The following is a 25,954-nucleotide window of genomic DNA, read 5'->3' as shown; positions in this document are numbered from 1 at the left end:
GATTACGAAAATGCCTTTTCGCTTAGGAGTTCTTGCATTTGTTCGCGCATTTTAAATTTTTGAAGTTTGCCTGTTACTGTCATTGGGTATTCTTCAACAAAGCGGATGTGCTTTGGTACTTTGAAATAGGCAAGTTTATCTTTTAAAAAATCACGAATGGCATTTTCATCAAGTACCGCATCATCTTTTGGTTGGATCCAGGCGCACACTTCTTCGCCGTATTTTTCATCGCTAATACCAAATATGGCTGCATCTTGAATACCTGGATAGGTGTAAAGTACTTCTTCTATTTCTCTTGGATAAATGTTTTCTCCACCGCGAATGATCATGTCTTTTATCCGGCCAACGATAGCAACAAAGCCATCTTCGTCCATCACACCTAAGTCACCAGAATGTAACCAGCCGTCTTGATCAATTGTTGCTTTCGTTTTTTCTTCATCATTCCAATAGCAGCGCATAATTCCAGCACCACGGCTACATACTTCCCCAGGTAAGCCAACTTGTTGAACATCACCCAGCTCGTCGATAATTTTCACTTCAGTATTGGCTAATGCACGGCCTACTGTGGTAACTTGTTTTTCAAGAGGCGAGTCGGTTTCGGTTACGTTATTTATCGGGCTACATTCAGTTTGGCCATAACCAATTACAACTTCTTTCATATGCATTAATGAGTGAACTTTACGCATAACTTGCTCAGGGCAGGTTGAGCCGGCCATTACGCCTGTTCGGAGGCTAGATAAGTCATAGTTTGCAAAATCTTTAAGCTCTAACTCGGCGATAAACATTGTTGGAACACCATGTAAGCCTGTACAGCGTTCTTTTTCAACAACTTCAAGGGTTGTTTTAGGGTCGAAAGAATCACCCGGAAAAACAGCGGTAGCGCCTTTACTTATACATACTAAATTGCCAAGCACCATCCCAAAACAGTGGTATAAAGGTACCGGAATACAGAGTTTATCTTCATGTGTCAGCTTCATCGCTTGGGCCATCAAAAACCCGTTATTGAGGATGTTTTTATGGGATAAGGTCGCTCCTTTTGGGTTACCCGTAGTACCAGAAGTAAATTGAATATTGATATCTTGGTCACAATGTAAAGTGGCCGCAATGGCATCAAGCTCCAGCTTATGGGCATCTGTAGCGCGCTGCATGATATCGCTAAAGCTAAACATGCCAGCAGCAGGTTCATCACCAATACGAATAATGTTTTTTAGGTGTGGCAGGGCGTTTAAATTTAATTTACCTGCTTGTGAATCTGCAAGCTCCGGTGCGAGCTCATTGAGCATGTTTATATAATTACTGGCTTTAAATTCACTTGCTGTGATAAGTGTTGAACACTCAACACTATTGAGTGCGTATTTTAATTCGCTTGGTCGATATGCAGGGTTAATGCACACCATAATTGCACCAATCTTGGCTGTAGCAAATTGGGTTAAGCACCATTCAATATTGTTAGGAGACCAAATACCAACCCGGTCGCCAGGTTTTACGCCAAGTGATAATAATCCCATTGCTAACTGGTTAATCTGTTGCTGGTATTGCCTATAGGTTAAACGGATCTGTTGATGATGAACCACAATCGCGGGGTGATCAGGGTAATTGTCGACAATATTATCAAGGTACTGTCCAATAGTTTTTTCAATTAAAGGAATATCTGTACGGCCTTGATAATAGCTTTGAGTAAGTGGAAGCGCATTACAGTGTGTGTTCTTTGTCTGCATTGTATTCTCCGTGTCCGGTTAATTTGTTGTCATGGACTTGATGCAAAAGAATTGAAACAATCAATTAGGATGATTTCAAAACATGCGTACCTGATTAACTAAACATAGATTGTCGACAAAGAAAAGCTTTATAAGACTAATGTACAGAGTGTAATTTTAATAAAGCAGAATAAAGGATGGTTTTTGAGGTATAAAAAAACGTGCCGTAGCACGTTTTATTAAGAATAAGCAGCAATTAAGCTTTTGGCTCATCTTGCTTATAAGTTTTACGCATGATGTACACGTAAGCACTAATGAATGCGTTTTCTTGGAATTTTTTCAGTCCTGTGTCTTCAAAATCAATAGGCACTGGGTTGCGCTTAAGCTGCTCTTTGATTTCAGTTGCAGATAAAACTTGCACATCTAAGCGTTCAATTAACTGAATAGCCGTTTCCATTTTGAAACCTTTCGCACTACCAGCGAATTTACCTTTTGCTTGGCGCTCTTTGATTGCTACAGAGTCAATTTGGTAATCTTCCATTAATTTTTTGAAATCAAATTGGAATTTACGCATTACTTCTGTGTCATTACCATTGCCTAAGGTAAAACGTGTTTGTCTGACATCACGTATATCAAATACATCATTGTCTTTGGTTAAAATGCACAGTAGTACGTCACTACCTGTAATTTCTACACCACATGTTCTCATGGTCTTTCTCTAAATAACTTAATTTGCGCAATTATAGCAATTAACGTTATGAAAAACAGGTGCTTTAAAAATGAATTTTAATTGCGATAACACCGTGGTCACTTACACTAATATCTTCGGTTAATTTACTTGGCGAAATATGCTTATCATAACTTTCGTAGTCGAGCACTTTAACTTTCGAAGCTTGGCAATCGGGATTAAAATGCGCTGAAGCAAGAATATAATCTAATACATTCCCTTTTCCTTGGTAATAATGGCTAAAGGGTTTGTTTTTATTATCATAATATGAGCGGCTAAACTCATAGCTGTCGGTCAGACCAACAACAAGTTCGTTCTGTTCTATACAAGGTTCACAGCGAGTGGGGTGAAAGCCTTGAGTCATAAACGATAAAGTTGGGCTGGTAAGTACATCATTAAAGTCCCCCATAACAAGTGTTGCACATTGCATTTCTCGCTGCGTTTTCAGTGCATCATAATAGACAATAGACGCTTCTAATGAGCGGGAGATTTGCGACTGCATGGTACCCACCGTTTGATGTAGTAACTGCAGGAGCGGATCTTCAAGGTTATGAATATTAAGAATGTGCGCCATTGATTGCACACGCTGTGACTTAAAATGAACAACATAAAAACAGACTTCACCAAAATCAGGTAAATCAATGATACATTTAATCGGTGTGCGATTAAATTTGAACTCATTTTGATTGTTTAAGTACTCAAGTAATTCAGGGCATGGCGTCAGTGCATCGGCTGATTTAAACGGGTATTTACTCGCAATTGCAACTACAGGGTTGAATAACACTTGCGGATAGAGCGCATCATGGGACGGGCTATCGACCGTTTTAAAATAATCATAACCCGCTTCTTTACACTGCACTTCTAATGCGTGTTGACTAAACACTTCTTGAAATGCCACCACATCAGGGGTTGACTCACTTAAGAAATTAGCAACAAACAATTGTTTTTGCAGCCATTGTGTATTGTTATAGCGTTCATGTAATTGGTAAAACGAGTAGGGTGGCGCGGTATAATTTAATAAGTTAAATGTAGCAAACTTGAAAGAACGCGTGTTTGGCATTTTCATCACCCTAAAAGTACTGACTCATTAAGTATGAAATGAGTTAACTAATTGTCAATTTACTCTTCTAACTACTTGTATTTGAGCACGTGAGCAGCGACAATAGCTGCTTGTATTTGCGAAGACTCAGTAAATACAAGCTTAAATAGCAATGCTTATTCGTAAAAGCGTTGCAGAGTTACATAAAATTTTTTTAAAAATATTACATGTGATGCATTGTAGGCATCACCACTGTATTAAGGATTTATAATGCCAGTTATTACCCTCCCTGACGGCAGTCAGCGTAGTTTTGAAAACCCAGTAAGTACATATGACGTAGCGAGCGATATCGGTCCAGGTCTTGCCAAGGCAACGATTGCAGGCCGTGTTAATGGTACTCGTGTTGATGCATGTGACTTAATCACTGAAGATGCGCGTTTAGAAATTATCACAGCAAAAGATGATGATGGTTTAGAGATTATCCGTCACTCATGCGCGCACCTTATTGGTCATGCAGTTAAGCAGCTTTTCCCTGAAGCAAAAATGGCAATCGGTCCGACCATCGATAACGGATTCTATTACGATATCGATATGGAACACTCTTTAAGCCAAGATGATTTAGATGCTATCGAAAAGCGTATGCTTGAGCTTGCTAAAACAAACTACGACGTTGTTAAAAAGACCGTAAGCTGGCAAGAAGCACGCGATACTTTTGAAGCGCGTGGTGAAACATATAAAATGGAAATCCTAGACGAGAACATCGCGAAAGATGATCGTCCAGGCTTATACCATCACGAAGAATACATCGACATGTGTCGTGGTCCACACGTTCCAAACATGAAGTTCTGTCAACATTTCAAAATCATGAAAGTGGCAGGTGCTTATTGGCGCGGTGATTCTGAAAACAAGATGCTGCAACGTATCTACGGCACTGCATGGGCAGATAAAAAGCAACTTAAAGCGTATTTAAAACGCTTAGAAGAAGCTGAAAAACGTGATCACCGTCGTATTGGTAAAGCGCTTGATTTATGGCACTGGCAAGAAGAAGCGCCAGGCATGGTGTTTTGGCACAATGATGGCTGGAGCATTTACCGTGAACTAGAAGACTTCGTTCGTGAAAAATTACGTGAGTACGATTACGAAGAAGTTAAAGGCCCATTAATGATGGACCGTGGTTTATGGGAAAAATCAGGTCACTGGGACAAATACGCAGATGCGATGTTCACAACTGAATCTGAAAAGCGTGAATACGCAATCAAACCAATGAACTGCCCGGGTCACGTACAAATCTTTAACCAAGGTTTAAAATCATACCGTGATCTTCCATTACGTATGGCTGAGTTTGGTTGTTGTCACCGTAACGAACCATCAGGTGCATTACACGGCTTAATGCGTGTACGTGGCTTTACTCAAGATGATGCGCATATCTTCTGTACTGAAGAGCAAATCATGGATGAAGTTTCTGCATGTATCAAAATGGTTTACGACACATACGAAACGTTTGGTTTTGAGAAGATCGTTGTAAAACTATCTACTCGTCCAGAAAAGCGTATCGGTGAAGACGAAATGTGGGATAAAGCTGAGCTTGCGCTAGCTGATGCATTAAAAGCAAACGACATTGAGTTTGATTACCTACCAGGTGAAGGTGCATTCTACGGTCCTAAGATTGAGTTTACACTTTATGACTGTTTAGACCGTGCATGGCAATGTGGTACTGTACAGCTAGACTTCGCATTACCAGGTCGTTTAGGTGCAACTTATGTTGCTGAAAATAACGAGCGTCGTACACCAGTTATGATCCACCGCGCGATTTTAGGTTCAATTGAGCGTTTCATCGGTATTTTAACTGAAGAATACGCTGGCTTGTTCCCAACGTGGCTTGCTCCTAAGCAAGTTGTGATCATGAACATCACGGACAAACAAGCAGATTATGTGCAAGAAATTGTACAAAAATTAAATAAACTTGGAATTAGAGCCGCTGCTGACTTGAGAAATGAGAAGATTGGCTTTAAAATCCGTGAACATACGTTAAAACGTATTCCATATTTACTTGTTGTTGGCGATAAAGAAGTTGAACAACAAGAAGTGGCAGTACGCACTCGCACAGGTGAAGACCTAGGCAAATTTAGTGTTGATGATTTCATTGCAAAAGTAAGCGAAGAAATTAAAAATCGACAATAAATCATGAGCGTGTAGGGCAAAACAAACAGCCAACTACACGCTTTTTATTTTATATTCTTGGAGGATCGTACCATTAGAGGCGGCAAGAAAGGGCAACAAACAGCTCAAAAAAATCGTATCAACGAAGATATTACAGCTAAAGAAGTTCGTTTAATTGGCATCGACGGCGAGCAAGCTGGCATCGTGTCATTAAAAGAGGCGCAAGCTATCGCTGATGATGCGGGTGTAGATCTTGTAGAAATCAGTCCTAATGCTGAGCCACCTGTTTGTAAGGTTATGGACTACGGTAAGTTCATCTTTGAAAAAAGCAAAGAACTAAAAGAACAAAAGAAAAAGCAAAAGCAAATCCAGGTTAAAGAAATCAAATTCCGTCCAGGTACGGATGAAGGTGACTACCAGGTTAAGCTACGCAACTTACGCAAGTTCTTAGAAGCGGGTGATAAAGCTAAAATCACTATCCGTTTCCGTGGTCGTGAAATGGCTCACCAAGAAATTGGTATCGAATTATTAAACCGTGTTAAAGCCGATTTAGAAGATGTTTCACAAGTTGAATCATTCCCAAATCGTGTTGAAGGTCGCCAGATGGTTATGATGATGGCACCTATTGCTAAAAAGCAATAAACAGGGTATATTACGCACCGATTTTATTTCAGGTCTGCAAGTAACAGTTTACTGTTCACCTGAAATAACCGGTTATAAGTAAGGTTGCACTGCTTTTGTAGTGAGCCTTCACCGGATTATGGCAGTAAGTTAGGCCTAAAAAGTAGAGCTATCTTTATATCTCTCGCCTGCTTGCTAATTTTTAAGCAATACATTTGGAGTTATTGCAATGGCTTACAAGCTAAAAACTCACAGAGGCGCGGCTAAGCGTTTCAAGAAAACTGCTTCTGGCGGTTTCAAGCGTAAACAAGCGCATCTTCGTCACATTCTGACTAAGAAAACTTCTAAGCGTAAATTACACTTACGTCCTAAGATGATGGTTCATAAGAATGACCATGGTCTAGTTTCACGTATGTTACCATTCGCTTAATAGGAGTCTTCAGAAATGGCAAGAGTTAAACGCGGTGTTATCGCACGTGCACGTCACAAAAAAGTTTTAAAGCAAGCTAAAGGTTACTACGGAGCACGTTCACGTGTTTACCGCGTAGCTTTCCAGGCAGTTACTAAAGCGGGTCAATACGCTTACCGTGACCGTCGTGCTAAGAAACGTACTTTCCGTCAACTTTGGATTGCACGTATCAATGCAGCAGCTCGTCAAAACGGTCTTTCATACAGCCGTTTTATCAATGGTCTTAAAAAGACTTCTGTAGAAATCGATCGTAAGATCCTTGCAGATATCGCTGTTTATGACCAAGTTGCATTCGCAGCGCTTGTTGCAAAAGCAAAAGAAGGCCTAGCGGCTTAATTTCGCTTTTCATAAAGTTTAAAAAGGAGCCTAGTGCTCCTTTTTTTGATCTTAATTAATATTCATAACTAACAACGATTTTGCATAGCGTATGTCGTTTGCTCCATTTTTTTGTTGAATCACCGCAGTTTACGCAATCCATTCAGATTAGTTGTTATAATTTCCCCAATATAGAATAAGTACCGCACTTGAGAGTGATATGTTTGCGAGTTTAGTGTTTTTATCTGCTGCAGTAACTTTAGACAGCCACTTACCCCCACTGTTGCCATGGCAAGGCGATAGTGTGTCTTTAATGCAAGAAAAAGGACCTTTAACCACAGATTTTGAATTAAGCGAAGGCACTTTTTCGCCTGATTATGCAGACACTATGGCGTTCGTAGATCGCCTTGTTGCCGCAAACCAAACACAATTCAAAGTAACGACAATTGCAACGAGCAGTGCGGGTCGTGCGGTTAAGATGTTAGTGGCGAATGAGCAAGGTTTGTTTGATGCCAAACAACTTGTTGCTGATACAAAACCAACCATCTTTATTCAAGCAGGCATTCACAGTGGTGAAATTGATGGCAAAGACGCCATGTTTATGTTGCTACGCGATATTGCAACAGGTAAACGCCGCGATATTCTCAGCAAAGTCAATATTCTGTTTATTCCTATTTTAAACGTTGATGGTCACGAGCGTAGTAGCCAATACAACCGTATTAATCAGCGTGGCCCGATAGAAATGGGCTTTAGAACGAATGGTCTAAATTTAAATTTAAATCGTGATTACACTAAGCTTGATACACCTGAAGTACGAGGTGTGATGCAGGTTATTAATCAATTTAAGCCAGACTTATACGTGGATGTCCATGTAACCGATGGCGCTGATTACCAATATGATGTTACCTACGGTTATAACCCGGTTTTTTCGAGTGAATCACCAAGTGTGTCACAAGCGTTAGATAATCTATTTAAACCTGTTATTGATGCCAAACTCGAAAAAGCAGGGCATATTCCTGGTCCACTGGTTTTCGTAATGGACAAACGCGAATTTAAAAAAGGTTTAGCGGGTTGGGTGGCAACACCACGTTTTTCAAATGGCTGGGGTGATTTACGTTCATTACCGACCATCTTAGTTGAGAACCACTCTTTAAAACCTTATAAGCAGCGTGTATTAGGTACTTATGTATTTATTGATGGTGCCATTGACGCCTTAGCTGCAAACGATAAAGCCCTTAATGAAGCGGTTCAAAAAGAGCTCGATTTCAAACCGACACAATTAGTTGTTGAACGTGGTTATGCAAAAGAGCCAGATACCATCGAATTTAAAGGGATCGCCTATTCAAGAACTGAAAGCGCATTGTCTGGGCAAGCTGAAGTTAAATATTTAGGTGAAGTTAAAAACTATGACGCTTTGCCTATTTACTGGCAGAAAGAGGTTAAAAAGACCGTTAACGTACCTGCTGCGTTTTATATTCCGCCGGCGTACAGCCAATTGGTAAGTAAGCTTAAATTACACGGCGTAGAGGTAACGACAGTGAATGGTTTTGCTTCTGAGCCATTAACGCAAGCAAGCGTTGCTGATTATTCATTTGCAAAAGCGCCTTTTGAAGGACGTTTTCGTGTAGAGGCGACATTTGATTACAACACCGTAGAAAATGTCGATATGACCGGCTGGTACAAAGTCTCAACTGAGCAGCCATACTCAGAATTGGCTACACACTTACTACACCCAGAAGCGCCAGATTCATTCTTTGCTTGGGGCGAGTTTAATACTATTTTTCAGCGCACTGAATACGTTGAGAATTACGCTTTAATGCCGTACGCACGTCAAATGCTAAAAGAAAAACCTGCATTGGCTTTAGAGTTCGATAAAAAAATTCGTGAAGATAAAAACTTTGCTAAAGATGCTGATGCGCGCTTGCATTGGCTTTATGAGCGTACACCGTTTTATGATCAAGGCTATTTAAAATACCCAATTTTAATGGCGTTTGAGCAGTTACAAAAAGGACAATAACATGAAAGTGAAAGCTGTTCCTGTTACTGGCTTTGCGCAAAATTGCCGCATTATCATTTGTGAGCAAACGAATAAAGCGGCCTTGGTTGACCCAGGTGGCGATGCAGACAAACTTCAAGCAGAACTTGCTGCTTTAAATTGCCAATTAGAGGCAATTTATTTAACACATGGTCACTTAGACCATGTCGGCGCTGCAAAGCAACTCGCAGAGCATTTTAGCGTTGATATCATTGGCCCACATTTAGATGATAAATTTTGGTTTGATGCCTTGCCAATGCAAGCGCAAATGTTTGGTTTTGCACCAATTACACCATTTTATCCAACGAAGTGGCTAAATCATGGCGATACAATCACAGTGGGTGAACTTGAGTTATCTGTACGCCATTGCCCAGGGCATACGCCTGGTCATGTTGTTTTTTACCACCAAGCTTCAGAACAGCTGATAGTGGGTGACGTGATTTTCCAAGGCTCTGTTGGTCGTACTGACTTTCCAAAAGGGGATAGTGCGCAATTAATCGAATCAATTAAGTCTGAGATTTTATCATTCTCTGATGAAGTTGCTATTTTGCCAGGCCACGGTCCAAATACCACCGTAGGGCATGAGCGAAAAACAAATCCATTTATTAGTGGGCGTTTTGGTTGATATTTACTCGCAATAATGGCTAATTTTTTAATTAAGTGGATTGGTATAAAGTTGCAATTTTTTTGCACAAACAGTAGAAAATAGGCAGACTGATATTTAAATCAGTTATATAATTTAACCAGTATTTTTACAGAAAAAGAAATAAAATGTCTCTGAACCAAGTAGATCGCCAAATTTTGGCATTATTACAGCAGGATGCTAGCTTATCTACGGCAGAAATTGCCGATAAAGTTGGTTTATCTCAATCTCCATGTTGGCGTCGTATTGCTAAGCTTGAGCAAGATGGTTATATCAAAGGTAAAGTTGCTTTGCTTGACGAGAAAAAGCTTGGCTTTGATATGTTGGTTTATGCCCATGTTCGTCTATCTAACCACGGTAGAACGAACCTAGCTGAGTTTGAACGTTTAATTATGAGCTATGATGAAGTAACCGAGTGTTACAGTATGGCTGGTACGATGGACTTCATGCTTCGTATTATTTCAAAAGGTATTGAAGGTTATGAGCAGTTTGTTCGTGATAATCTATTAAACCTTGAGTTTGTTCAAGAAGTTCACTCAAACGTGACCATGACATGCGTTAAGCGTAGTACGTCTTTACCTCTTTAATCTTTTTCTACTACGTTTTATTTTTCGAAAACGGTTAGTGCTTTTAGGTACTAGCCGTTTTGTTGTTAATAATTGTTAACTTTTGCGGATTTTGCTAGAATTCTGCGCCTTGCCGAAATGCATTCACTATAAAGAGGATCTTAATGTTTAACTTACTCAGCAAAGCGCCAAGCTCTGCTAAAAACGATATTCTATCAGGCCTGACCGTTGCGTTGGCATTGGTACCAGAAGCGGTTGCGTTTGCTTTTGTTGCTAATGTTGAGCCTTTGGTTGGTTTATATGCCGCATTTATTGTTGGCTTAATTACGGCTATTTTTGGTGGTCGTCCAGGTATGATTTCTGGTGCAACCGGCGCACTAGCCGTTGTAATGGTAAGTTTAGTTTTAGATCATGGTGTAGAGTATCTATTTGCAACCGTCTTATTGATGGGGATACTGCAAGTACTCGCAGGTATCTTCAAGCTTGGCAAGTTTATTCGCATGGTTCCGCACCCTGTAATGCTTGGCTTTGTAAATGGTCTTGCGATTGTTATTTTCTTGGCGCAACTGGGTCAATTTAAAGTACCAGACGGTATGGGTGGCCAACAGTGGATGGAAGGGCAAGCACTTTATATTATGCTTGGCTTAGTAGCGTTAACTATGGCTATTATTCATTTCTTACCTAAGTTAACTACAGCTGTACCTTCATCGTTAGCTGCCATTGTAACGGTAACAGCGATTGTGATAGGCTTTGATTTAGAAGCGCGCACTGTACTAGATTTCTTAAAAGGAATGACAGGCAATGAGCAGGCAACGATCGCCGGTGGCTTGCCGGAGTTTCATATTCCTATGGTGCCATTTAATCTTGAAACATTAAAAATTATCTTCCCTTACGCTTTAGTTTTAGCGGCGATTGGTTTAATTGAATCGTTATTAACACTGACCTTAATTGACGAAATTACTGAAACCCGTGGTCACAGTAACAAAGAGTGTATTGGTCAAGGCGCTGCAAACATTACCTGTGGTTTCTTCGGTGCAATGGGTGGTTGTGCGATGATTGGTCAATCTATGATCAATATTAACTCGGGCGGTCGTTCACGTTTATCTGGTATTAGTGCCGCAATCATACTGCTAGCATTCATCATTTTTGCAGCCAGCCTCATTGAAATGATCCCACTAGCTGCCTTAGTTGGTGTTATGTTCATGGTTGTTCTTGGTACCTTCGAGTGGGCAAGCTTCAAAATGATGAAACGTGTACCTAAGTCTGATGCTTTTGTTATCGTGCTTGTTTCTGGCGTAACCGTAGTAACAGATCTTGCGATCGCGGTATGTGTGGGTGTGATTGTTTCTGCTTTAGTTTTTGCTTGGCAGCATGCGAAACACATTTACACAAGCAATTACATCGATGAGCAAGGCTCTAAAGTGTACGAGCTTCATGGTCCTTTATTCTTTGGTTCGGTTAAGAACTTTGCCGAGTTATTTGATGTTAAAAATGACCCAGAAGACGTGATCATTGAATTCAAACATAGCCGTGTTGCTGATCACAGTGCGATTGAAGCGATTGACAGTCTTGCAGAAAAATACGCAAAAGTCGGTAAGAAACTGCATTTGCGTCATTTAAGCCCTGATTGTATTCAACTATTACACAATGCGCGTGATTTAGTTGAAGTGAATGTGATTGAAGATCCAAATTATAAAGTGGCTTCAGATAAACTAGCTTAAAAATAAAGCAGATAAAAAGCGAAGGCTGTTGTGGCCTTCGCTTTTTTAATGTCTGAAGAATGCGGTAAGGCTATAAAAAATTAAGATAGGCGGCAGTGCTTTGTTCTCTTGACTATCGGTATAATAAAAATAATTATGAAAGGTAATCTGATATTTTGAATTGGCAATCATTAGTTGATAATCGACAACGCTTTTTCTGGGTTTTGCAAATTGCAGGCTGGATAGGGTATGCGTTAGTTAATTATATCGGCTCAAAAGTCTTTGAAATGCGTGATATTTACGTATTTGTTATTGTATTAAACGCTTATGCAGGCTGTTTAATGACAGTACCTTTACGTTATATGTATCGTAAAGTGTGGAATGCCTCACCTTGGGTATTAATGCTTGTCGTTTTTGGTGCTTCCTATGTAACTGGCACATTATGGGCCGTTGTACAAAAATTCAATTTATGGGAAATCTACCGTCACGGTTACCGTCCAAATGAATGGTTTTATTACTTTCAACAAGGTTTAGATTCGGTTTATATCATTCTTTGTTGGAGTGGTTTGTATTTTGGTATTAAGTATTACCAGCTATTGCAAAGTGAGCGTCAAAAGGCTCTAAAAGCAACCACTATGGCGCACGAAGCTCAGCTGAAAATGCTGCGCTATCAACTTAATCCGCACTTTTTATTTAATACCCTAAATGCAATCTCAACCTTAATTTTGGTAAAAGAGAACAAAGATGCAAATTTAATGGTGTCAAAATTGAGTGACTTCTTACGATACACACTCAATACCGACCCAATAAAAAAGGTGCCGTTAGAGCAAGAAATTCATGCCCTCATGCTGTACTTAGAAATTGAAAAAGTACGCTTTGATGAACGTTTACAAGTCAATGTAGACGTAAGCGAGCAGGCAAAAGAAGCCTTGGTACCAAGCTTGATCCTCCAACCTATTATCGAAAACTCGATAAAGTATGCGATAGCGCAATTAAATGAAGGTGGTGTGATTGATATTAAAGCACAAGTTTTTGCAAATGAACTATTATTGGAAGTAGGCGATAATGGTCCTGGCACTGAGCTTAAAAATGGCCAACTGGTTAATTCTCAAGGCGTTGGCATAGCTAATACACAGGACCGCTTAAAAACACTTTATGAGAACAACTACTCGTTTGTTCTCTCTGACAATACGCCAAGTGGATTAAAAGTTAATCTGCGCGTTCCGTTTGAAAAGGCTGTTAAGAAATGAGCAAAATTAGAACTTTGATCGTTGACGATGAACCGCTAGCAAGAAAGGGCTTAGCTGTTCGACTTTCTGAATTTGACGATTTAGAAGTCATTCGTTTATGTAGCAATGGTCAAGAAGCAATTGATGAATGCTTATCGGGCAATATTCAATTGGTTTTCTTAGATATTCAAATGCCAAATATGAACGGTTTTGAAGTTGCAAGAGCACTTAGCGAGAGCGTTAATCCATTACCCGCTATTGTGTTTGTAACGGCTTTTGACCAGTTTGCAGTTAAAGCATTCGAGATTCATGCGTTGGATTATATTCTTAAACCAGTCGATGACAACAGACTAAAACAGGCGGTAGAAAAAGTGCATACCTATTTAAAAACGCAACAAGATAACGCCCATAAGAAAAAACTAGCGAGCTTTGTTGCAGGTATTACAGGCAATAATTGCGAAGAAATTTTAAAGAAGTTAGCAACGGGCGATAGCCTTGCTGACCGTCGTTATCCAGAATCATTAGCTGTAAAAGAGCAGGGCGAGATTGTTCGTGTGCCTGTTATTACAATTCAATGGGTTGATGCGGCTGGTGATTATATGTGCCTTCATTGCCAAGATGGGCAAACGCATATCCTTCGTAAAACAATGAAAGAGCTTGAACAAGAGCTTGATCCACAACTATTTGTGCGAGTTCATCGCAGTGCCATTGTTAATACAAAGCAAATTAGCAAACTTGTAACTCAAGTAAGTGGTGAGTATCTTTTAGTGCTAGATAACGGCCAAGAACTAAAAGTAAGCCGAAGCTATCGCGATAAAGTGAAAGCAGCGCTTGCGAGCTAATACCAACCCGCAATAATACTTAATCATTTTGAGGGATCAAACCTGTCGCTAACTGCGTTAAAAATTTCTCATTTAGAACAACTAAATAACGAAATTTTTGCCTTGTAATCAACGAGGTTATATTGCCTCAAAATAGACTACTTAATTAAGCGGATTGGTATAATAGCTATTCAAAATTTAATAAGTTAAAAACAAAAAAGGCGCAATTATTAATTGCGCCTTTTTAATGAAAATTTGTAATAGTTTAAACTGTTACAATCTTCATAGTGTTAGTTGCACCAATCGTTTCCATTGCATCACCGTGAGTTAAAATCACAGTATCACCTGCTACTAGTGAGCCTTGCTCAACAAGAGTGTTTAATGCATCACGTACCATGCTTTCGTCTTCACACTTCGTTGAATCAAAGAATACAGGATAAACACCACGGTAAAGTGCTGTTTGGCCCAGCGTACTTGGATGACGTGATAATGAATAAATTGGTAAACCAGAGCTGATGCGCGACATCAATTTAGCTGTGCTACCTGATTCAGTCAGAGTCACAATTGCTTTAACAGAATCTAAGTGGTTAGCTGCATACATCGCAGATAATGCAATTGATTCAGCATTTGATGAAAAACGGCTGTCTAAACGGTGCTTAGAAACGTGCGTTTCTTTTTGTGATTCAGCACCTAAACAAACGCGAGCCATAGTCGCTACGGTTTCTTCAGGGTAGTCACCAGCAGCTGTTTCAGCAGATAACATAACTGCATCAGTACCATCTAATACGGCGTTTGCTACGTCCATAACCTCTGCACGTGTTGGCATAGGGTTATCGATCATAGATTCCATCATTTGTGTTGCAGTCACAACTGTACGGTTAAGTGAACGAGCACGGCTAATGATAAGCTTTTGTTTACCAACAAGCGCCGCATCACCAATTTCAACACCTAAGTCACCACGCGCAACCATCACTGCGTCAGAAGCAAGTACGATATCATCAATTGCTTCAACAGTTTCAACGGCTTCTGCACGTTCGATTTTTGCTAATAGTTGTGCGTTTGAGCCAGCAGCTTCTGCTAAAGAGCGAACATAACGCATGTCATCACCACTGCGTGGGAATGAAACAGCAATATAATCAACGCCAATCTCAGTGGCAGTAATTAAATCTTCTTTATCTTTATCAGTGAAAGCAGGGGCTGTTAAACCACCGCCTAAACGGTTGATACCTTTGTTATTTGAAAGTACGCCACCAACAGTAACAGTTGTGTGGACTAGGTCACCGTCAACGCTATCTACTGTCAATTGAATTAAACCGTCGTTTAATAACAGTAAGTCGCCTGTTTTAACGTCGTTAGGTAGCTCTTTATAGTCGATACCTACTGCATTAACGTCGCCTTGGCCTTTTTCCATTTTCGCATCAAGGGTAAATTTTGCGCCAACTTCTAGGTTTACTTTACCGTCTTTGAAGGTTGATACACGAATTTTAGGACCTTGTAAGTCTGCAAGGATAGCAACGTGTTTGCCTAAACGCTTAGCAATGCTGCGTACCGCTTCAGCGCGGTCTTTATGATCTTGTGCTACGCCATGTGAGAAGTTCAAACGAACCACATTTGCACCTGCACGAATAATTTTTTCTAGGTTGTTATCGCGATCGGTTGCCGGTCCAAGGGTCGCAACAATTTTTGTGCGTCTTAGCATCAAATTCTCCTGTGCGCTCAAATATATTAAGCGAATTGATGGTTATCTATTAAAATGTCGTGCCATAAACCTTTCATATAGGCTTATACATAAGCACAATGTAGAACTCATAAGTAAAAAATGATTGTTTTTACTTATGAGAATCTGGCTCTTTGTATTAATTATAGAGTATACAAAGTGTGAATGACGTTATTATGACACCGGTGTCAGGTAGCGTCAATACACATACCTTTTTAAAGGGTATTATAAAAATCTGGTCCGATGCCTTGGTTATTTTGATATACTGAGGGCCAACGTCGCTTCATGATTTCGATGATTTATCTCAAGTTGGCTGTCAAGCTCGCATTTTTGGGCTGCTTGGGTATAATGCGCGCGTAATTATTTTGATTAACTAACCAATAGTTGTTACCGAGGAGGACACTAAATGCAAGTTGCATTAGTAGGGTTAGGCGTTATGGGTAAAAATCTTGCCCTCAACCTGATTGAAAAAGGGCTGACATTAGTAGCTTACGATAAAAACCCAGATGCGGGTGCCGAGTTACTAAGCTGTGCGAAAGCATTAGGTTTGGCAGACCGTTTACATATTGTGTCTGATTTAAATGATATGGTTAGACGCTTAGAGCCGCCTCGTTCGATTCTTCTTTTAGTTCCTGCTGGTGAATTGGTTGATAAAGTATGTACAGAGCTTGCAGAAGCAGGTGTTGACTGTGATGACATTATCGTAGATTGCGGCAACAGTAACTACAAAGACGGCATTAGCCGTAAACTTAAATATCAAAACAAATTTGAATTTGCCACTATGGGTATTTCTGGCGGTGCAGAAGGCGCACGTCACGGCCCTGCAATGATGGCAAGTGGTTCAGAAGGCGGCTGGGAGCGTGTTGAGCCGTGGTTTGAAAAAGTAGCGGCAAGCTACAAAGGTGAGTCGTGTTTTGCACGTGTAGGCCAATCTGCAAGTGGTCACTTTGTGAAAATGGTGCATAACGGTATTGAATATGCGCTAATGCAATTAATTGCAGAAATGTATCAACTATTACGTTTAGGTACTAATCGTTCACCAAAAGAAGTGGCTGACATTTTCAATGAATGGTCCGAAGGCACTTTAAATAGCTACTTACTGTCAATTTCAAGCCATATCTTGAGCCTTGAAACGACAGAAGGCGAGCCGCTAGTTGATTTAATCGACAATAAAGTTGGCGCGAAAGGCACGGGTTTATGGACTGCACAAAATGCCCTAGAGCTTGGTATTGCTGTGCCATCACTCGTTGCGGCTGTTCAAGCTCGTCACTTAACAAATACGTGTGATACGCATGCTGCTAAAGAAATGACTTACGCTGCTAAAGCAACTGATACCGTTGATTTAGACTTAGCAGAGCTAAAAGATGCATTCACATTGGCAAGTTTACTTGCTTATCGTCAAGGTTTAGCACTTATCAAAGGTGCGTCTCGTGCGCATCAGTGGAAAGTTGATCTTTCTAAAACGCTACAAACGTGGCGCGCTGGCTGTATCATTCGTGCTGATTACTTAGACAATGTCGCTGAAGGTGTAGAATTTATTGATTCTATGCAGCGTGAATCAGCAGCATTACGTAAAGTAACGGGTGCAGCAGTTGCATCTGGTCTTGCATTCCCAGTGTTAACTGCAACGCAAACTTACATTGCGACGTTAACAACACCAAGTAATGGCCACCTTGTGCAAGCACAACGTGACTACTTCGGTGAGCATGGTATTAAAACTCACAGTGGTGAGATTTGCCATTTAACAGATTTAGTTGAGATTGACGAAAAAGTTCGTTAATTATCAAAAAGCATAAAAAAGGCACCAATTGGTGCCTTTTTTGTATTTGTTGTATTAACGACTTAGCTCACCGCGCAGGTTGTCTTGCATCAAATGGCGAATTGTTTCTACTTCAAGCTTTTGACTAAATAAGTAGTGTAACTTGGTCAAACAGGCTTCTAATGTCATATCGTAGCCACTGATCACACCACAATTTAATAAGGCATTACCGGTTGCATAACCGCCCATATTAACTTGGCCTTTTAAGCACTGCGTTAGATTTATAATCACCATACCGCGTATGCTTGCATCATTAAGAATGTCTAAGAAAGCTGGATCTTGTGGGGCATTACCCACGCCAAAACTTAATAACACAAGTGCTTTGATGTCGTCATTAACTAAACTTTTCACCACTTTTGGGCTGATCCCAGGATAGAGATAAAGCACACCAATTGGCTGTGGCGTGATATTCGATACCTGTAGTTCGTTATCAACATAAGGGCTAAGTTGCCCTTTAATAAGCTGAATATTAATTCCTGACAGTGCTAATGGTTCAAGGTTCGGTGATGCAAAGGCATCAAAGCCATCAGCATGGGCTTTTGTTGCACGGTTACCACGGAATAACTGGTTATTAAAAAACAGGCTTACTTCAGCAATTGGGTAATTTGCGGCTAAATACATGGCATTAAGTAAGTTTACTTGGCCATCAGAACGAAGTTGCGACAATGGAATTTGTGAGCCTGTCACAATCACAGGTTTTGTCAGGTTTTCGAACATGAAAGACAAAGCAGAAGCTGTATAGGCCATAGTATCGGTACCATGCAGAACCACAAAGCCATCATAGTCTTGGTATTTACTCTTAATATCGTCAGCAATTAATTGCCAGTGGGCAGGGGACATATCTGAAGAATCAATGAGCGGGCAATATTCGTGAATATCAAACAAAGGCATTTCATCACGATTAAACTCTGCATTATTGACCACTGTTTCGGTTAAAAAACCTTCTGCCGGAACATAGCCACGGCTCGATTTTTTCATACCGATAGTACCACCCGTATAGGCGATATATATACGTTTACGTTTCATAAAAAAAGCCCAGTTAAATAACTGGGCTTAGTATACCTAAAATCGCTTAGCTAAGTAACTTATTGAATTACATTACACACTAAACAACGAGCGTAAACGCCTTGTGGATCGTTGTAATCTTTTAGATTATCGATCTCACTACTTAACTGATTAATAAGGCTTTGTAAGTTAGCTTGTGTTGCGAGTACTGATTGTGATGAATCAGACTTAGCAAAGAAGCTCTTAACAGCCGCGGTGCCAAAGATATCTTGCAGCATTTGCTCTTGTGGTGTTAATGACTGTTTGATGGTCTTAACATCATAATGATTAAGCTTAGCAAGCTCAGCTGCCGCCTTAATTGCATCTTGCTTATCGCCAAGTTTATCAACTAAACCTAGTTCTTTCGCTTGAGTTGCAATCCATACACGGCCTTGGGCAATTTTATCAACTTGCTCAGGCGTCATGTTACGTGCTTCAGCCACTACATTTAAAAAGCGTTTATATGCATTTTCAACGCTCATTTGAATGATGTCTGACATTTTCTCGTCAAGTGGGCGTGCAATAGAGAAGCCAGCAAGGTCAGTTGTTGCAACACCATCTGAGTAAATACCTAATTCAGCCATGGTATTTTCAAACGTCATGAAAGTACCGAATACACCAATTGAACCAGTAATTGTGCTAGGAGCTGCCCAAATTTCATTGGCTGCAGATGCAATCCAGTAACCACCTGATGCAGCCACTGAGCTCATTGATGCGATAACCGGTTTTCCTGCTGCCTTAAGTGCTAATACTTCAGCGCGGATAACTTCAGAAGCAAACATACTACCGCCACCTGAATCGATTCGTAGTACAACGGCTTTCACTTTGTCATCAAGACGTGCTTTACGAAGTAGGGCTGCAGTAGAGTCACCACCAATTTCACCTGCTTTACGTTCACCATCAACTATGGTGCCTTTAGCTACAACGACAGCTACTTTTTCAGTAATTGGGTTATCGAACTCAACAGGCGGTTTTACCAGAGATAAATACTCACGGAAGCTTACTTGCTTAAAGGTTTTACCTGTTTCTTCTGCACCAACTAACTCAATAAGTTGCTGGCGAATTTGTTGTGATGTTTTTAAAGAATCAACCCATTGATTATTTAACGCGTATTGGCCCGAGTTACCGTCAACTGCTTGCATTTTTGCAAGGTAAACATCCATATCTTCATCGAAGTTACTTTCATCGAATGGACGGCTCGCAGCAACGTCAGTTTTGTACTCGTTCCAAAGTGCAGTTAACCAAACGCTGTTCGCTTCTTTTGCCGCATCTGACATGTCATTACGAATAAATGGTTCAACCGCTGATTTATAAGTACCCACACGGAAAATATGTTGAGTCACTTTTAACTTTTCAAGCGCGTCTTTGAAGTAAAGTGGGAACATACCATAGCCTTCAATGCTCACACCACCATATGGGTGCATAGACACTTCATTGGCATGGGCAGCAATATAATATTGTGCTTGTGTATAGTAGTAGCCCGTTGCAATAACTTGCTTGCCTGCCTCTTTAAATGCATCAATTGCTTTCGTTATTTGTTTTAGCTTATTGATGTGTGCACTTGGCATTTTTTGTAGGTCAAGAAGCATCACACTGATACGATCATCTTTAGTCGCTTGGTTGATCACTTCAATGACATCATCAAGAAGAATTTCTGATGGTGCTTCTTTACCCATAGTTGCATCGTTGATTGCTGCTTCTACAGGATCAACATAGGTTTTTTCTTCAACAATAGGGCCATTTAAGTTTAGGCGTAGCACGGTTCCGTCTGCTACTTTTACTTGGTCTTCTTCACCTGTGATGGCAACAAAGAAGAGTATTACTAGTAATAGAAATAATATGTTTAGGACCAAACGGCGGGAAAAATTAATCCCGGTCCAAATGCCTTTAAATATCTTTGCTAGCAAAATAAATCCTTAATTCAGTACAGCTTAGTAGTGAACTCATCTTAGCTTAGAATAACTTTAAAATTAACTGTTAAATAGTAACAGAGTGTTTAAAACGATAATTTGCTACCGATTAATTAGCAGTGAAAAGTTGATTATTCTAAGTTATTGCCGCAGAATCTATTTCAAATAGAGGTTCGACCAGTTAACGGGGCACACAATGTTAGAACAAAAATTACAATTACCGCATACCGAACTTCGTAATCGTTTGGTTATGGGATCAATGCATACTGGCTTAGAAGAAGGCTGGCATAACCGCAAACGCTTACGTGCATTCTACGAGGCACGTGCCAAAGGCGGCACGGGTTTAATCATTACAGGTGGCTACAGCCCAAATATTCGTGGCAAGCTATCTCCGTTCGCATCAACATTTAATTCATTTTATGATGTGATCAAACACAAAGCATATACTGATGCGGTGCATCAACATGGCGGAAAAATTTGCTTACAATTATTGCATGCAGGTCGCTATGCGTATCATCCATTCAATCAAGCGCCAAGTTCAATTCAAGCTCCTATTAATCCATATAAACCTAAAGAAATGTCGTTAGGGTCGATTAAAAAAACCATCAAAGACTTTGCTAACTCAGCAAAAATGGCTGAAAAAGCAGGTTATGACGGTGTTGAAATCATGGGTTCTGAAGGTTATTTGATTAATGAATTCATGGCTAACCACACCAATAAAAGAACAGACAGCTATGGCGGTAGTTTAGAGAACCGTATGCGCTTGGCTGTTGATATTGTTAAAGCTGTTCGCGCTAAAGTCAGTCAAAAGTTCATTATTGTATTTCGTTTGTCTGTAATGGATTTAATTCCTAATGGATCAACGCCTGATGAAGTAAAGCAACAAGCCCTGGCACTTGAACAAGCTGGCGTTGATATCTTTAACACCGGTATTGGTTGGCACGAAGCTCGTGTACCAACGATTGCCAGTATGGTCCCAGCAGGTGCATTTAAAGAAGCATCAAAACGCTTAAAAGATACGGTATCAGTGCCAGTTATCGCGGTTAACCGTATTAACACGCCAGAAATTGCCAATGGAATTTTAGAAGCAGGCGAGTCTGATTTAATTTCGATGGCCCGTCCTTTATTAGCGGACCCAGAGTTTTTCAATAAATACGTTAATAATAAGTCTGAACAAATCAATATTTGTATTGGTTGTAATCAGGGCTGCTTAGACCATGTGTTTAAAAATAAACGTGCCACCTGTTTGGTTAACCCACAAGCGGCTTTTGAGTTAGATTACAGCCTTGAGAAAGCACCATCATCTCGATTAGTCCTGGTTGTGGGGGCTGGCCCTGCTGGCCTCGCTGCAAGTTGTTACTTAGCAGCGAAAGGTCACAAAGTGACTTTAATTGAACGTAAAGAACAAATGGGTGGCCAATTTAATTTAGCCATGCAAGTGCCGGGTAAAGAAGACTTTAACCATACCCTTAACTACTTTACTAATGAATTAAAGCGTTTAAATGTCGATTTACAGCTCGGTACTGAATTTACTGACAATATGCTCAATCAATACGATGATGTGGTTTTTGCAACAGGCGTACGTCCGCGCGAAGCCAAAATAGAATGCGGTGATGGCAAACGTGTATTCGCTTATGATGAAGTAATTCGTGGTGAAGTAGAACTCGGTGAGAAAATTGCGATTCTAGGTGCCGGTGGTATCGGTTTTGATATGGTTGCCTTTTTAAGTGAACACAAAGGCCAAACAATTGAGCAATTCAAAACTCAATGGGGTATTGAGTGCGAAGCTGCGCCTGAAAAAGACAATCGCCAAATTTATATGCTTAAGCGAAGCGCAGGGCGTTTTGGTAGTGAACTTGGTAAAACAACGGGTTGGATCCACCGTCAAGTTGCCAAACAGCATGGTGTTAAACAAATCGCTGAGTGTCAGTATCTAAGCTTTGATAAGCAAGGTCTGAAGATAACGGTAAAAGGTGAAGAGCAAATCCTCGATGTTGATACCGTGATTGCTTGTATTGGTCAGGTATCAAATACTGAAACGTTCGACAATCAAACCGAAAACGCGAAAGTACATGTTATTGGTGGCGCAAAACTAGCTGCCGCTATCGATGCTAAACGTGCAATTTTTGAAGCGTTACAAGTCGCTCGTAAAATTTAATTGAAAGTAAACTAGAAAACATGCGGTCTATGTGATTAATCTATTTAGTCACGAGACCGCTATGTTGAACACACACCTAATACCCCTTTACCAACACACCTTAAAGAAACTGCAGTTTTTAGATGGACTACCGAGTCTATTAATTCGCTTGATTTTAGCCCCAGTGATGATCATTGCAGGCTTTAATAAGCTTGCTTTAAGCGGTGATGTTACTCATCTTTATCAATACTTTTTAGCATCTGAAGATATTGTTGCATGGTTTGGAAATAGTGACTGGGGTTTAGGCCTACCCATGCCCTCTATATTGGCCTTTTTAGCTGCATGGACTGAGTTTTTAGGGGGGATCTTTATATTATTGGGTTTATTTACTCGTTTAACCGCAATTCCTTTGATGATCACCATGCTGGTTGCAGCAACAACAGTACATGCCAGTAATGGCTGGTTTGCTGTAACACCTACCGATGCCAGCACCAGCCCAGCGAGAGTACTCAATTGGCTTGCAATACCTGGTAGTGAAGCTAGCCTAGTTAATTCTGATGAAGCCAGCGAAAGATTAACCAAAATGCGTGAGTTGCTAGAAACGCATGGTTATACAGAGTACCTTTATGCGAAAGGGAAACCTGTGATCTTAAATAATGGTATTGAGTTTTCTGCCATATATTTTGTTATGTTATTGAGTTTATTTTTTACAGGGGGTGGTCGTTACGTTAGTTTAGATTATTGGTTAACTAGAAAAGTATCGAATAGCTTTCTTGCTCATAAAGATAAATGATAAGCTTGGGTTTTCTGCCCCGATTATTAAGGGGCGTCGTACTTAAGCATTTACGGAATATTCATGGACGCTTTAACGCTATTACAAACTCGACAATCAGATCCTCGCCTTATCGCACCTGGACCTACTGCAGAACAACTTGAAATTATTAAGCGAGCGGCCATTAAAGTGCCTGATCATGGCTGTATTGCGCCTTGGCGATTTATTGTCGTTGAAGGCGATGCACGTAATAAATTAGGCGATATCTATCATCAGGCCGCTGTTGCTGAAAACCAAGATGATAGAACCATTGAGCGCGCTAAAGAACTACCGCTGCGATCTCCGATGATGATCATTGCCATTGCAGATGTAACTGAAAACCTAAAAGTGCCACGTATTGAACAAGTACAAAGTGCAGGCTGCGCTGTACTTGCAATGCAACAAGCGGCATTCGCCCAAGGTTTAGGGGGTATTTGGCGCACAGGTTATTTTGCACAGAGCCCAGCTGTTAAAGCGGCACTCGGTTGTAAAGAACAAGATGAGATTGTTGGTTACCTCTATTTAGGTACGCCAGAAATAGACATTAAAAAACCTATCAGACACAAGCCAGAGACGTTTTTTGAGAATTTATAAATAGTAGGAACTTTTTTGCAGTTAAGCAGTCAGAGACTATTAAGCTTACTTATGTTAGTTTTTTTAGATTTAGCTTAGCTGTAAGAAGCGCACGGATGCAAAAAACGAAATAATTCTTCTTCAGTGTGTTTTTTAATCGGTTATTTTTTGTTAACGTATGGAAAGTCTTAAAAAAAATAACGATAAAGAAGACGAGAACAATGGGAAACTTATTTTTACGTGAAAAAGAAAATTGGTTCGCTTGGTCAATTTGGGGCTTAGTTGGCGCTGTTGTCACATTTTTTGTTGCCATGTCTACAAAACAACCTCATTACCTTGGCTTGTCTGCTGTAGTGGTATTACTTCTATTGACATGGTGGATGCAAAGCACTAAACGTTTCGATTTCGGCCGCGCTTTTAAAATTTGTTGCTACGTTTTAACGATCACCTGCTTACCCGCCTTCGCATTAGTTATTGTACCGAGTTATAACCTCAATAAAATTGACGTAATAGTGCAGGGCTCAGGTTTTGCAATTGTTAGTTTAATTGTTTGTTTAGTTTGCTCTTTAATCGCAAAGCGTCCGAAGCAGTACTATTAAAAATACTTTTTTAAAGTTTTTTACATTTAAGGCTTTACAACGAACGCAGTAAACACTATTATGCGCGCCGTACGGAGAGATGGCAGAGTGGTCGAATGCACCGGTCTTGAAAACCGGCAGGGGTTTGTAGCCCCTCTAGGGTTCAAATCCCTATCTCTCCACCATTATTTAGAAAAACCGCCTTTAGGGCGGTTTTTTGCTATCTGGAGATAAGTAATGTCAGCAAGCGAGTCTTCTTCTACACTAATGCGCATTGTTAAACATGTTCTGCTTTGGTGTATCTTTTCTTATTTTTATCACAGCGGGATCAATGTACTTGTAGCTATGGCCCATGATGCCCAGCCTGATTACGGGCTAATATCTTCAATCGCTTATGGTATTGGGTTTAATGTGTTAGTAGGGCACCTTATTGGCAAATACGACAAGCATTGGCCTGTCATTGCTGCATGTGTGATTTCGATTGTGGGTCTTATTGCTGTGCCTTTAATTATGTTAGGCAAAGATGGTTTAATGAGCGGCTTTTTTATTGCTTCGATGATCGCTACATTACCTGTTGCGACATTTGTAATTGATAAAATAAAGCAGCGAATTAGTGCAAACACTGAGCAAACGCAGTAAAACTAGGCGATATTCGTTGTTTTTTTATGTTAGTATGAGCACGTCTTTTAACTAAATAAACGTGAATTAAAACATGTCAGATAATTTTACAACAGACGCTGAAAAAGCAAGTTACGGTATTGGTTTACAAATGGGTGAGCAATTAAAAGCGAATCCATTCGAAGGTTTAAACTTAAATTCTGTATTTGAAGGTATGAAAGACGCATACACTGGTAATGATTTCCAAGTTGAAATCCCAGAAATTCAAGCAGCTTTTGAGAAAATCAACGCTGAGATCCAAGCTCGTCGTGAAGAAGAAGCTAAAGTTCTTGCAGCTGAAGGTATTGCATTCTTAGAAGAAAATGCAAAACGTCCTGAAGTAACAGTAACTGAATCAGGTCTTCAATACGAAGTACTGACTGAAGGCGACGGTGAAAAACCAACTGCAGATTCAACTATCCGTGCACACTACCACGGTACATTAATCAACGGTACAGTATTTGACAGCTCATACGAGCGTGGTCAACCAGCTGAATTCCCAGTTGGCGGTGTAATCAAAGGTTGGACTGAAGCAGTGCAAATGATGGGTACTGGTTCTAAGTGGCGTTTATACGTACCACACGAACTTGCTTACGGTGAGCGCGGTGCTGGTGCAGCAATCGCTCCTTTCTCAACGTTAATCTTTGACGTTGAGCTATTAGAAATCATCTAATCGATTTCAAATA

23 protein-coding genes and 1 tRNA gene are annotated in these 25,954 nt (G+C 40.3%); 18 read left to right on the top strand and 6 right to left on the bottom strand.

What is annotated here, in order from left to right; all coding sequences use genetic code 11:
- Positions 1–2: 2 nt before the first annotated feature.
- The 3 genes from NO991_RS06550 to NO991_RS06540 form a co-directional block, all read right to left on the bottom strand.
- On the bottom strand, positions 3–1,718 hold the full coding sequence (locus NO991_RS06550; RefSeq protein WP_371351811.1) for an AMP-binding protein: 1,716 nt from the start codon (positions 1,716–1,718) through the stop codon (positions 3–5).
- A gap of 235 nt (positions 1,719–1,953) precedes the next feature.
- A complete protein-coding gene (locus NO991_RS06545) occupies positions 1,954–2,406 on the bottom strand; it encodes a DUF3010 family protein (RefSeq protein WP_054561405.1) in 453 nt (150 codons plus the stop codon).
- Positions 2,407–2,470: 64 nt separating this feature from the next.
- Positions 2,471–3,484, bottom strand: coding sequence for an endonuclease/exonuclease/phosphatase family protein (locus NO991_RS06540; protein ID WP_166340043.1), 1,014 nt, complete (start codon positions 3,482–3,484; stop codon positions 2,471–2,473).
- Positions 3,485–3,733: 249 nt separating this feature from the next.
- On the opposite strand from NO991_RS06540, the gene thrS reads away from it, so the two are divergent.
- The 10 genes from thrS to NO991_RS06490 all read left to right on the top strand — a co-directional run bounded on the left by thrS (position 3,734) and on the right by NO991_RS06490 (position 14,043).
- On the top strand, positions 3,734–5,644 hold the full coding sequence (gene thrS, locus NO991_RS06535; RefSeq protein ID WP_063529252.1) for a threonine--tRNA ligase: 1,911 nt from the start codon (positions 3,734–3,736) through the stop codon (positions 5,642–5,644).
- A gap of 57 nt (positions 5,645–5,701) precedes the next feature.
- The gene (gene infC, locus NO991_RS06530; protein ID WP_082389338.1) at positions 5,702–6,265 is read left to right on the top strand and encodes a translation initiation factor IF-3; all 564 of its coding nucleotides are present in this window, start codon (positions 5,702–5,704) and stop codon (positions 6,263–6,265) included.
- Positions 6,266–6,473: 208 nt separating this feature from the next.
- The gene (gene rpmI, locus NO991_RS06525) at positions 6,474–6,674 is read left to right on the top strand and encodes a 50S ribosomal protein L35 (protein ID WP_054554888.1); all 201 of its coding nucleotides are present in this window, start codon (positions 6,474–6,476) and stop codon (positions 6,672–6,674) included.
- Positions 6,675–6,689: 15 nt separating this feature from the next.
- Positions 6,690–7,049 carry a 50S ribosomal protein L20 gene (gene rplT, locus NO991_RS06520; protein ID WP_036968189.1) on the top strand — a complete coding sequence of 120 codons (360 nt, stop codon included), beginning with the start codon at positions 6,690–6,692 and terminating at the stop codon, positions 7,047–7,049.
- 199 nt (positions 7,050–7,248) lie between these two features.
- Positions 7,249–9,045 carry a M14 family metallopeptidase gene (locus NO991_RS06515; protein ID WP_371351809.1) on the top strand — a complete coding sequence of 599 codons (1,797 nt, stop codon included), beginning with the start codon at positions 7,249–7,251 and terminating at the stop codon, positions 9,043–9,045.
- Between the two features lies 1 nt (position 9,046).
- Positions 9,047–9,688 carry an MBL fold metallo-hydrolase gene (locus NO991_RS06510; RefSeq protein ID WP_300357668.1) on the top strand — a complete coding sequence of 214 codons (642 nt, stop codon included), beginning with the start codon at positions 9,047–9,049 and terminating at the stop codon, positions 9,686–9,688.
- Between the two features lie 146 nt (positions 9,689–9,834).
- Complete coding sequence (locus tag NO991_RS06505) at positions 9,835–10,293, top strand: Lrp/AsnC family transcriptional regulator (protein ID WP_036968198.1); 459 nt, start codon at positions 9,835–9,837, stop codon at positions 10,291–10,293.
- A gap of 143 nt (positions 10,294–10,436) precedes the next feature.
- Complete coding sequence (locus NO991_RS06500) at positions 10,437–11,993, top strand: SulP family inorganic anion transporter (protein WP_054554885.1); 1,557 nt, start codon at positions 10,437–10,439, stop codon at positions 11,991–11,993.
- 155 nt (positions 11,994–12,148) lie between these two features.
- On the top strand, positions 12,149–13,222 hold the full coding sequence (locus tag NO991_RS06495; RefSeq protein WP_054554884.1) for a sensor histidine kinase: 1,074 nt from the start codon (positions 12,149–12,151) through the stop codon (positions 13,220–13,222).
- A complete protein-coding gene (locus tag NO991_RS06490) occupies positions 13,219–14,043 on the top strand; it encodes a LytTR family DNA-binding domain-containing protein (RefSeq protein ID WP_054554883.1) in 825 nt (274 codons plus the stop codon). The genes NO991_RS06495 and NO991_RS06490 overlap by 4 nt, the downstream gene beginning before the upstream one ends.
- Before the next feature lie 244 nt (positions 14,044–14,287).
- On the opposite strand, the gene pyk is transcribed toward NO991_RS06490, so the two are convergent.
- The gene (gene pyk / locus NO991_RS06485; RefSeq protein WP_138601084.1) at positions 14,288–15,721 is read right to left on the bottom strand and encodes a pyruvate kinase; all 1,434 of its coding nucleotides are present in this window, start codon (positions 15,719–15,721) and stop codon (positions 14,288–14,290) included.
- A gap of 424 nt (positions 15,722–16,145) precedes the next feature.
- Between pyk and gndA the strand changes: the two genes are divergently transcribed.
- Entirely contained in the window at positions 16,146–17,519 is a 1,374-nt protein-coding gene (gene gndA, locus NO991_RS06480) for an NADP-dependent phosphogluconate dehydrogenase (RefSeq protein ID WP_054553937.1), read from the top strand.
- 54 nt (positions 17,520–17,573) lie between these two features.
- Here gndA and ansA read toward each other — a convergent pair whose 3' ends face one another.
- The gene (gene ansA, locus NO991_RS06475; RefSeq protein ID WP_300357686.1) at positions 17,574–18,584 is read right to left on the bottom strand and encodes an asparaginase; all 1,011 of its coding nucleotides are present in this window, start codon (positions 18,582–18,584) and stop codon (positions 17,574–17,576) included.
- A gap of 59 nt (positions 18,585–18,643) precedes the next feature.
- Entirely contained in the window at positions 18,644–20,509 is a 1,866-nt protein-coding gene (gene sppA / locus NO991_RS06470) for a signal peptide peptidase SppA (RefSeq protein ID WP_054553935.1), read from the bottom strand.
- A 199-nt stretch (positions 20,510–20,708) separates the two neighbouring features.
- On the opposite strand from sppA, the gene NO991_RS06465 reads away from it, so the two are divergent.
- The 7 genes from NO991_RS06465 (at position 20,709) to NO991_RS06435 (ending at position 25,941) form a co-directional block, all read left to right on the top strand.
- Entirely contained in the window at positions 20,709–22,670 is a 1,962-nt protein-coding gene (locus NO991_RS06465) for an FAD-dependent oxidoreductase (RefSeq protein WP_300357689.1), read from the top strand.
- A gap of 61 nt (positions 22,671–22,731) precedes the next feature.
- A complete protein-coding gene (locus NO991_RS06460) occupies positions 22,732–23,442 on the top strand; it encodes a DoxX family protein (protein WP_054553943.1) in 711 nt (236 codons plus the stop codon).
- A gap of 63 nt (positions 23,443–23,505) precedes the next feature.
- Positions 23,506–24,054 (top strand): NAD(P)H nitroreductase, encoded by a 549-nt coding sequence (locus tag NO991_RS06455; RefSeq protein ID WP_199529099.1) that lies wholly within the window; start codon positions 23,506–23,508, stop codon positions 24,052–24,054.
- A gap of 200 nt (positions 24,055–24,254) precedes the next feature.
- A complete protein-coding gene (locus tag NO991_RS06450; RefSeq protein WP_054553932.1) occupies positions 24,255–24,632 on the top strand; it encodes a hypothetical protein in 378 nt (125 codons plus the stop codon).
- A gap of 73 nt (positions 24,633–24,705) precedes the next feature.
- Positions 24,706–24,796 (top strand) — tRNA-Ser (locus NO991_RS06445).
- A 52-nt stretch (positions 24,797–24,848) separates the two neighbouring features.
- Entirely contained in the window at positions 24,849–25,250 is a 402-nt protein-coding gene (locus NO991_RS06440; protein ID WP_228290505.1) for a hypothetical protein, read from the top strand.
- Positions 25,251–25,323: 73 nt separating this feature from the next.
- Positions 25,324–25,941: an FKBP-type peptidyl-prolyl cis-trans isomerase gene (locus tag NO991_RS06435; RefSeq protein ID WP_300416608.1), complete on the top strand. Its 618-nt coding sequence runs from the start codon at positions 25,324–25,326 to the stop codon at positions 25,939–25,941.
- The last annotated feature ends 13 nt before the right edge of the window (positions 25,942–25,954 follow it).

Source organism: Pseudoalteromonas sp. DY56-GL22 (assembly GCF_041414715.1).
Taxonomy (GTDB): Bacteria; Pseudomonadota; Gammaproteobacteria; order Enterobacterales; family Alteromonadaceae; genus Pseudoalteromonas; species Pseudoalteromonas simplex.
The sequence above is the reverse complement of the archived record's forward strand: the minus strand, read 5'-3'. Positions and strand labels throughout refer to the sequence as shown.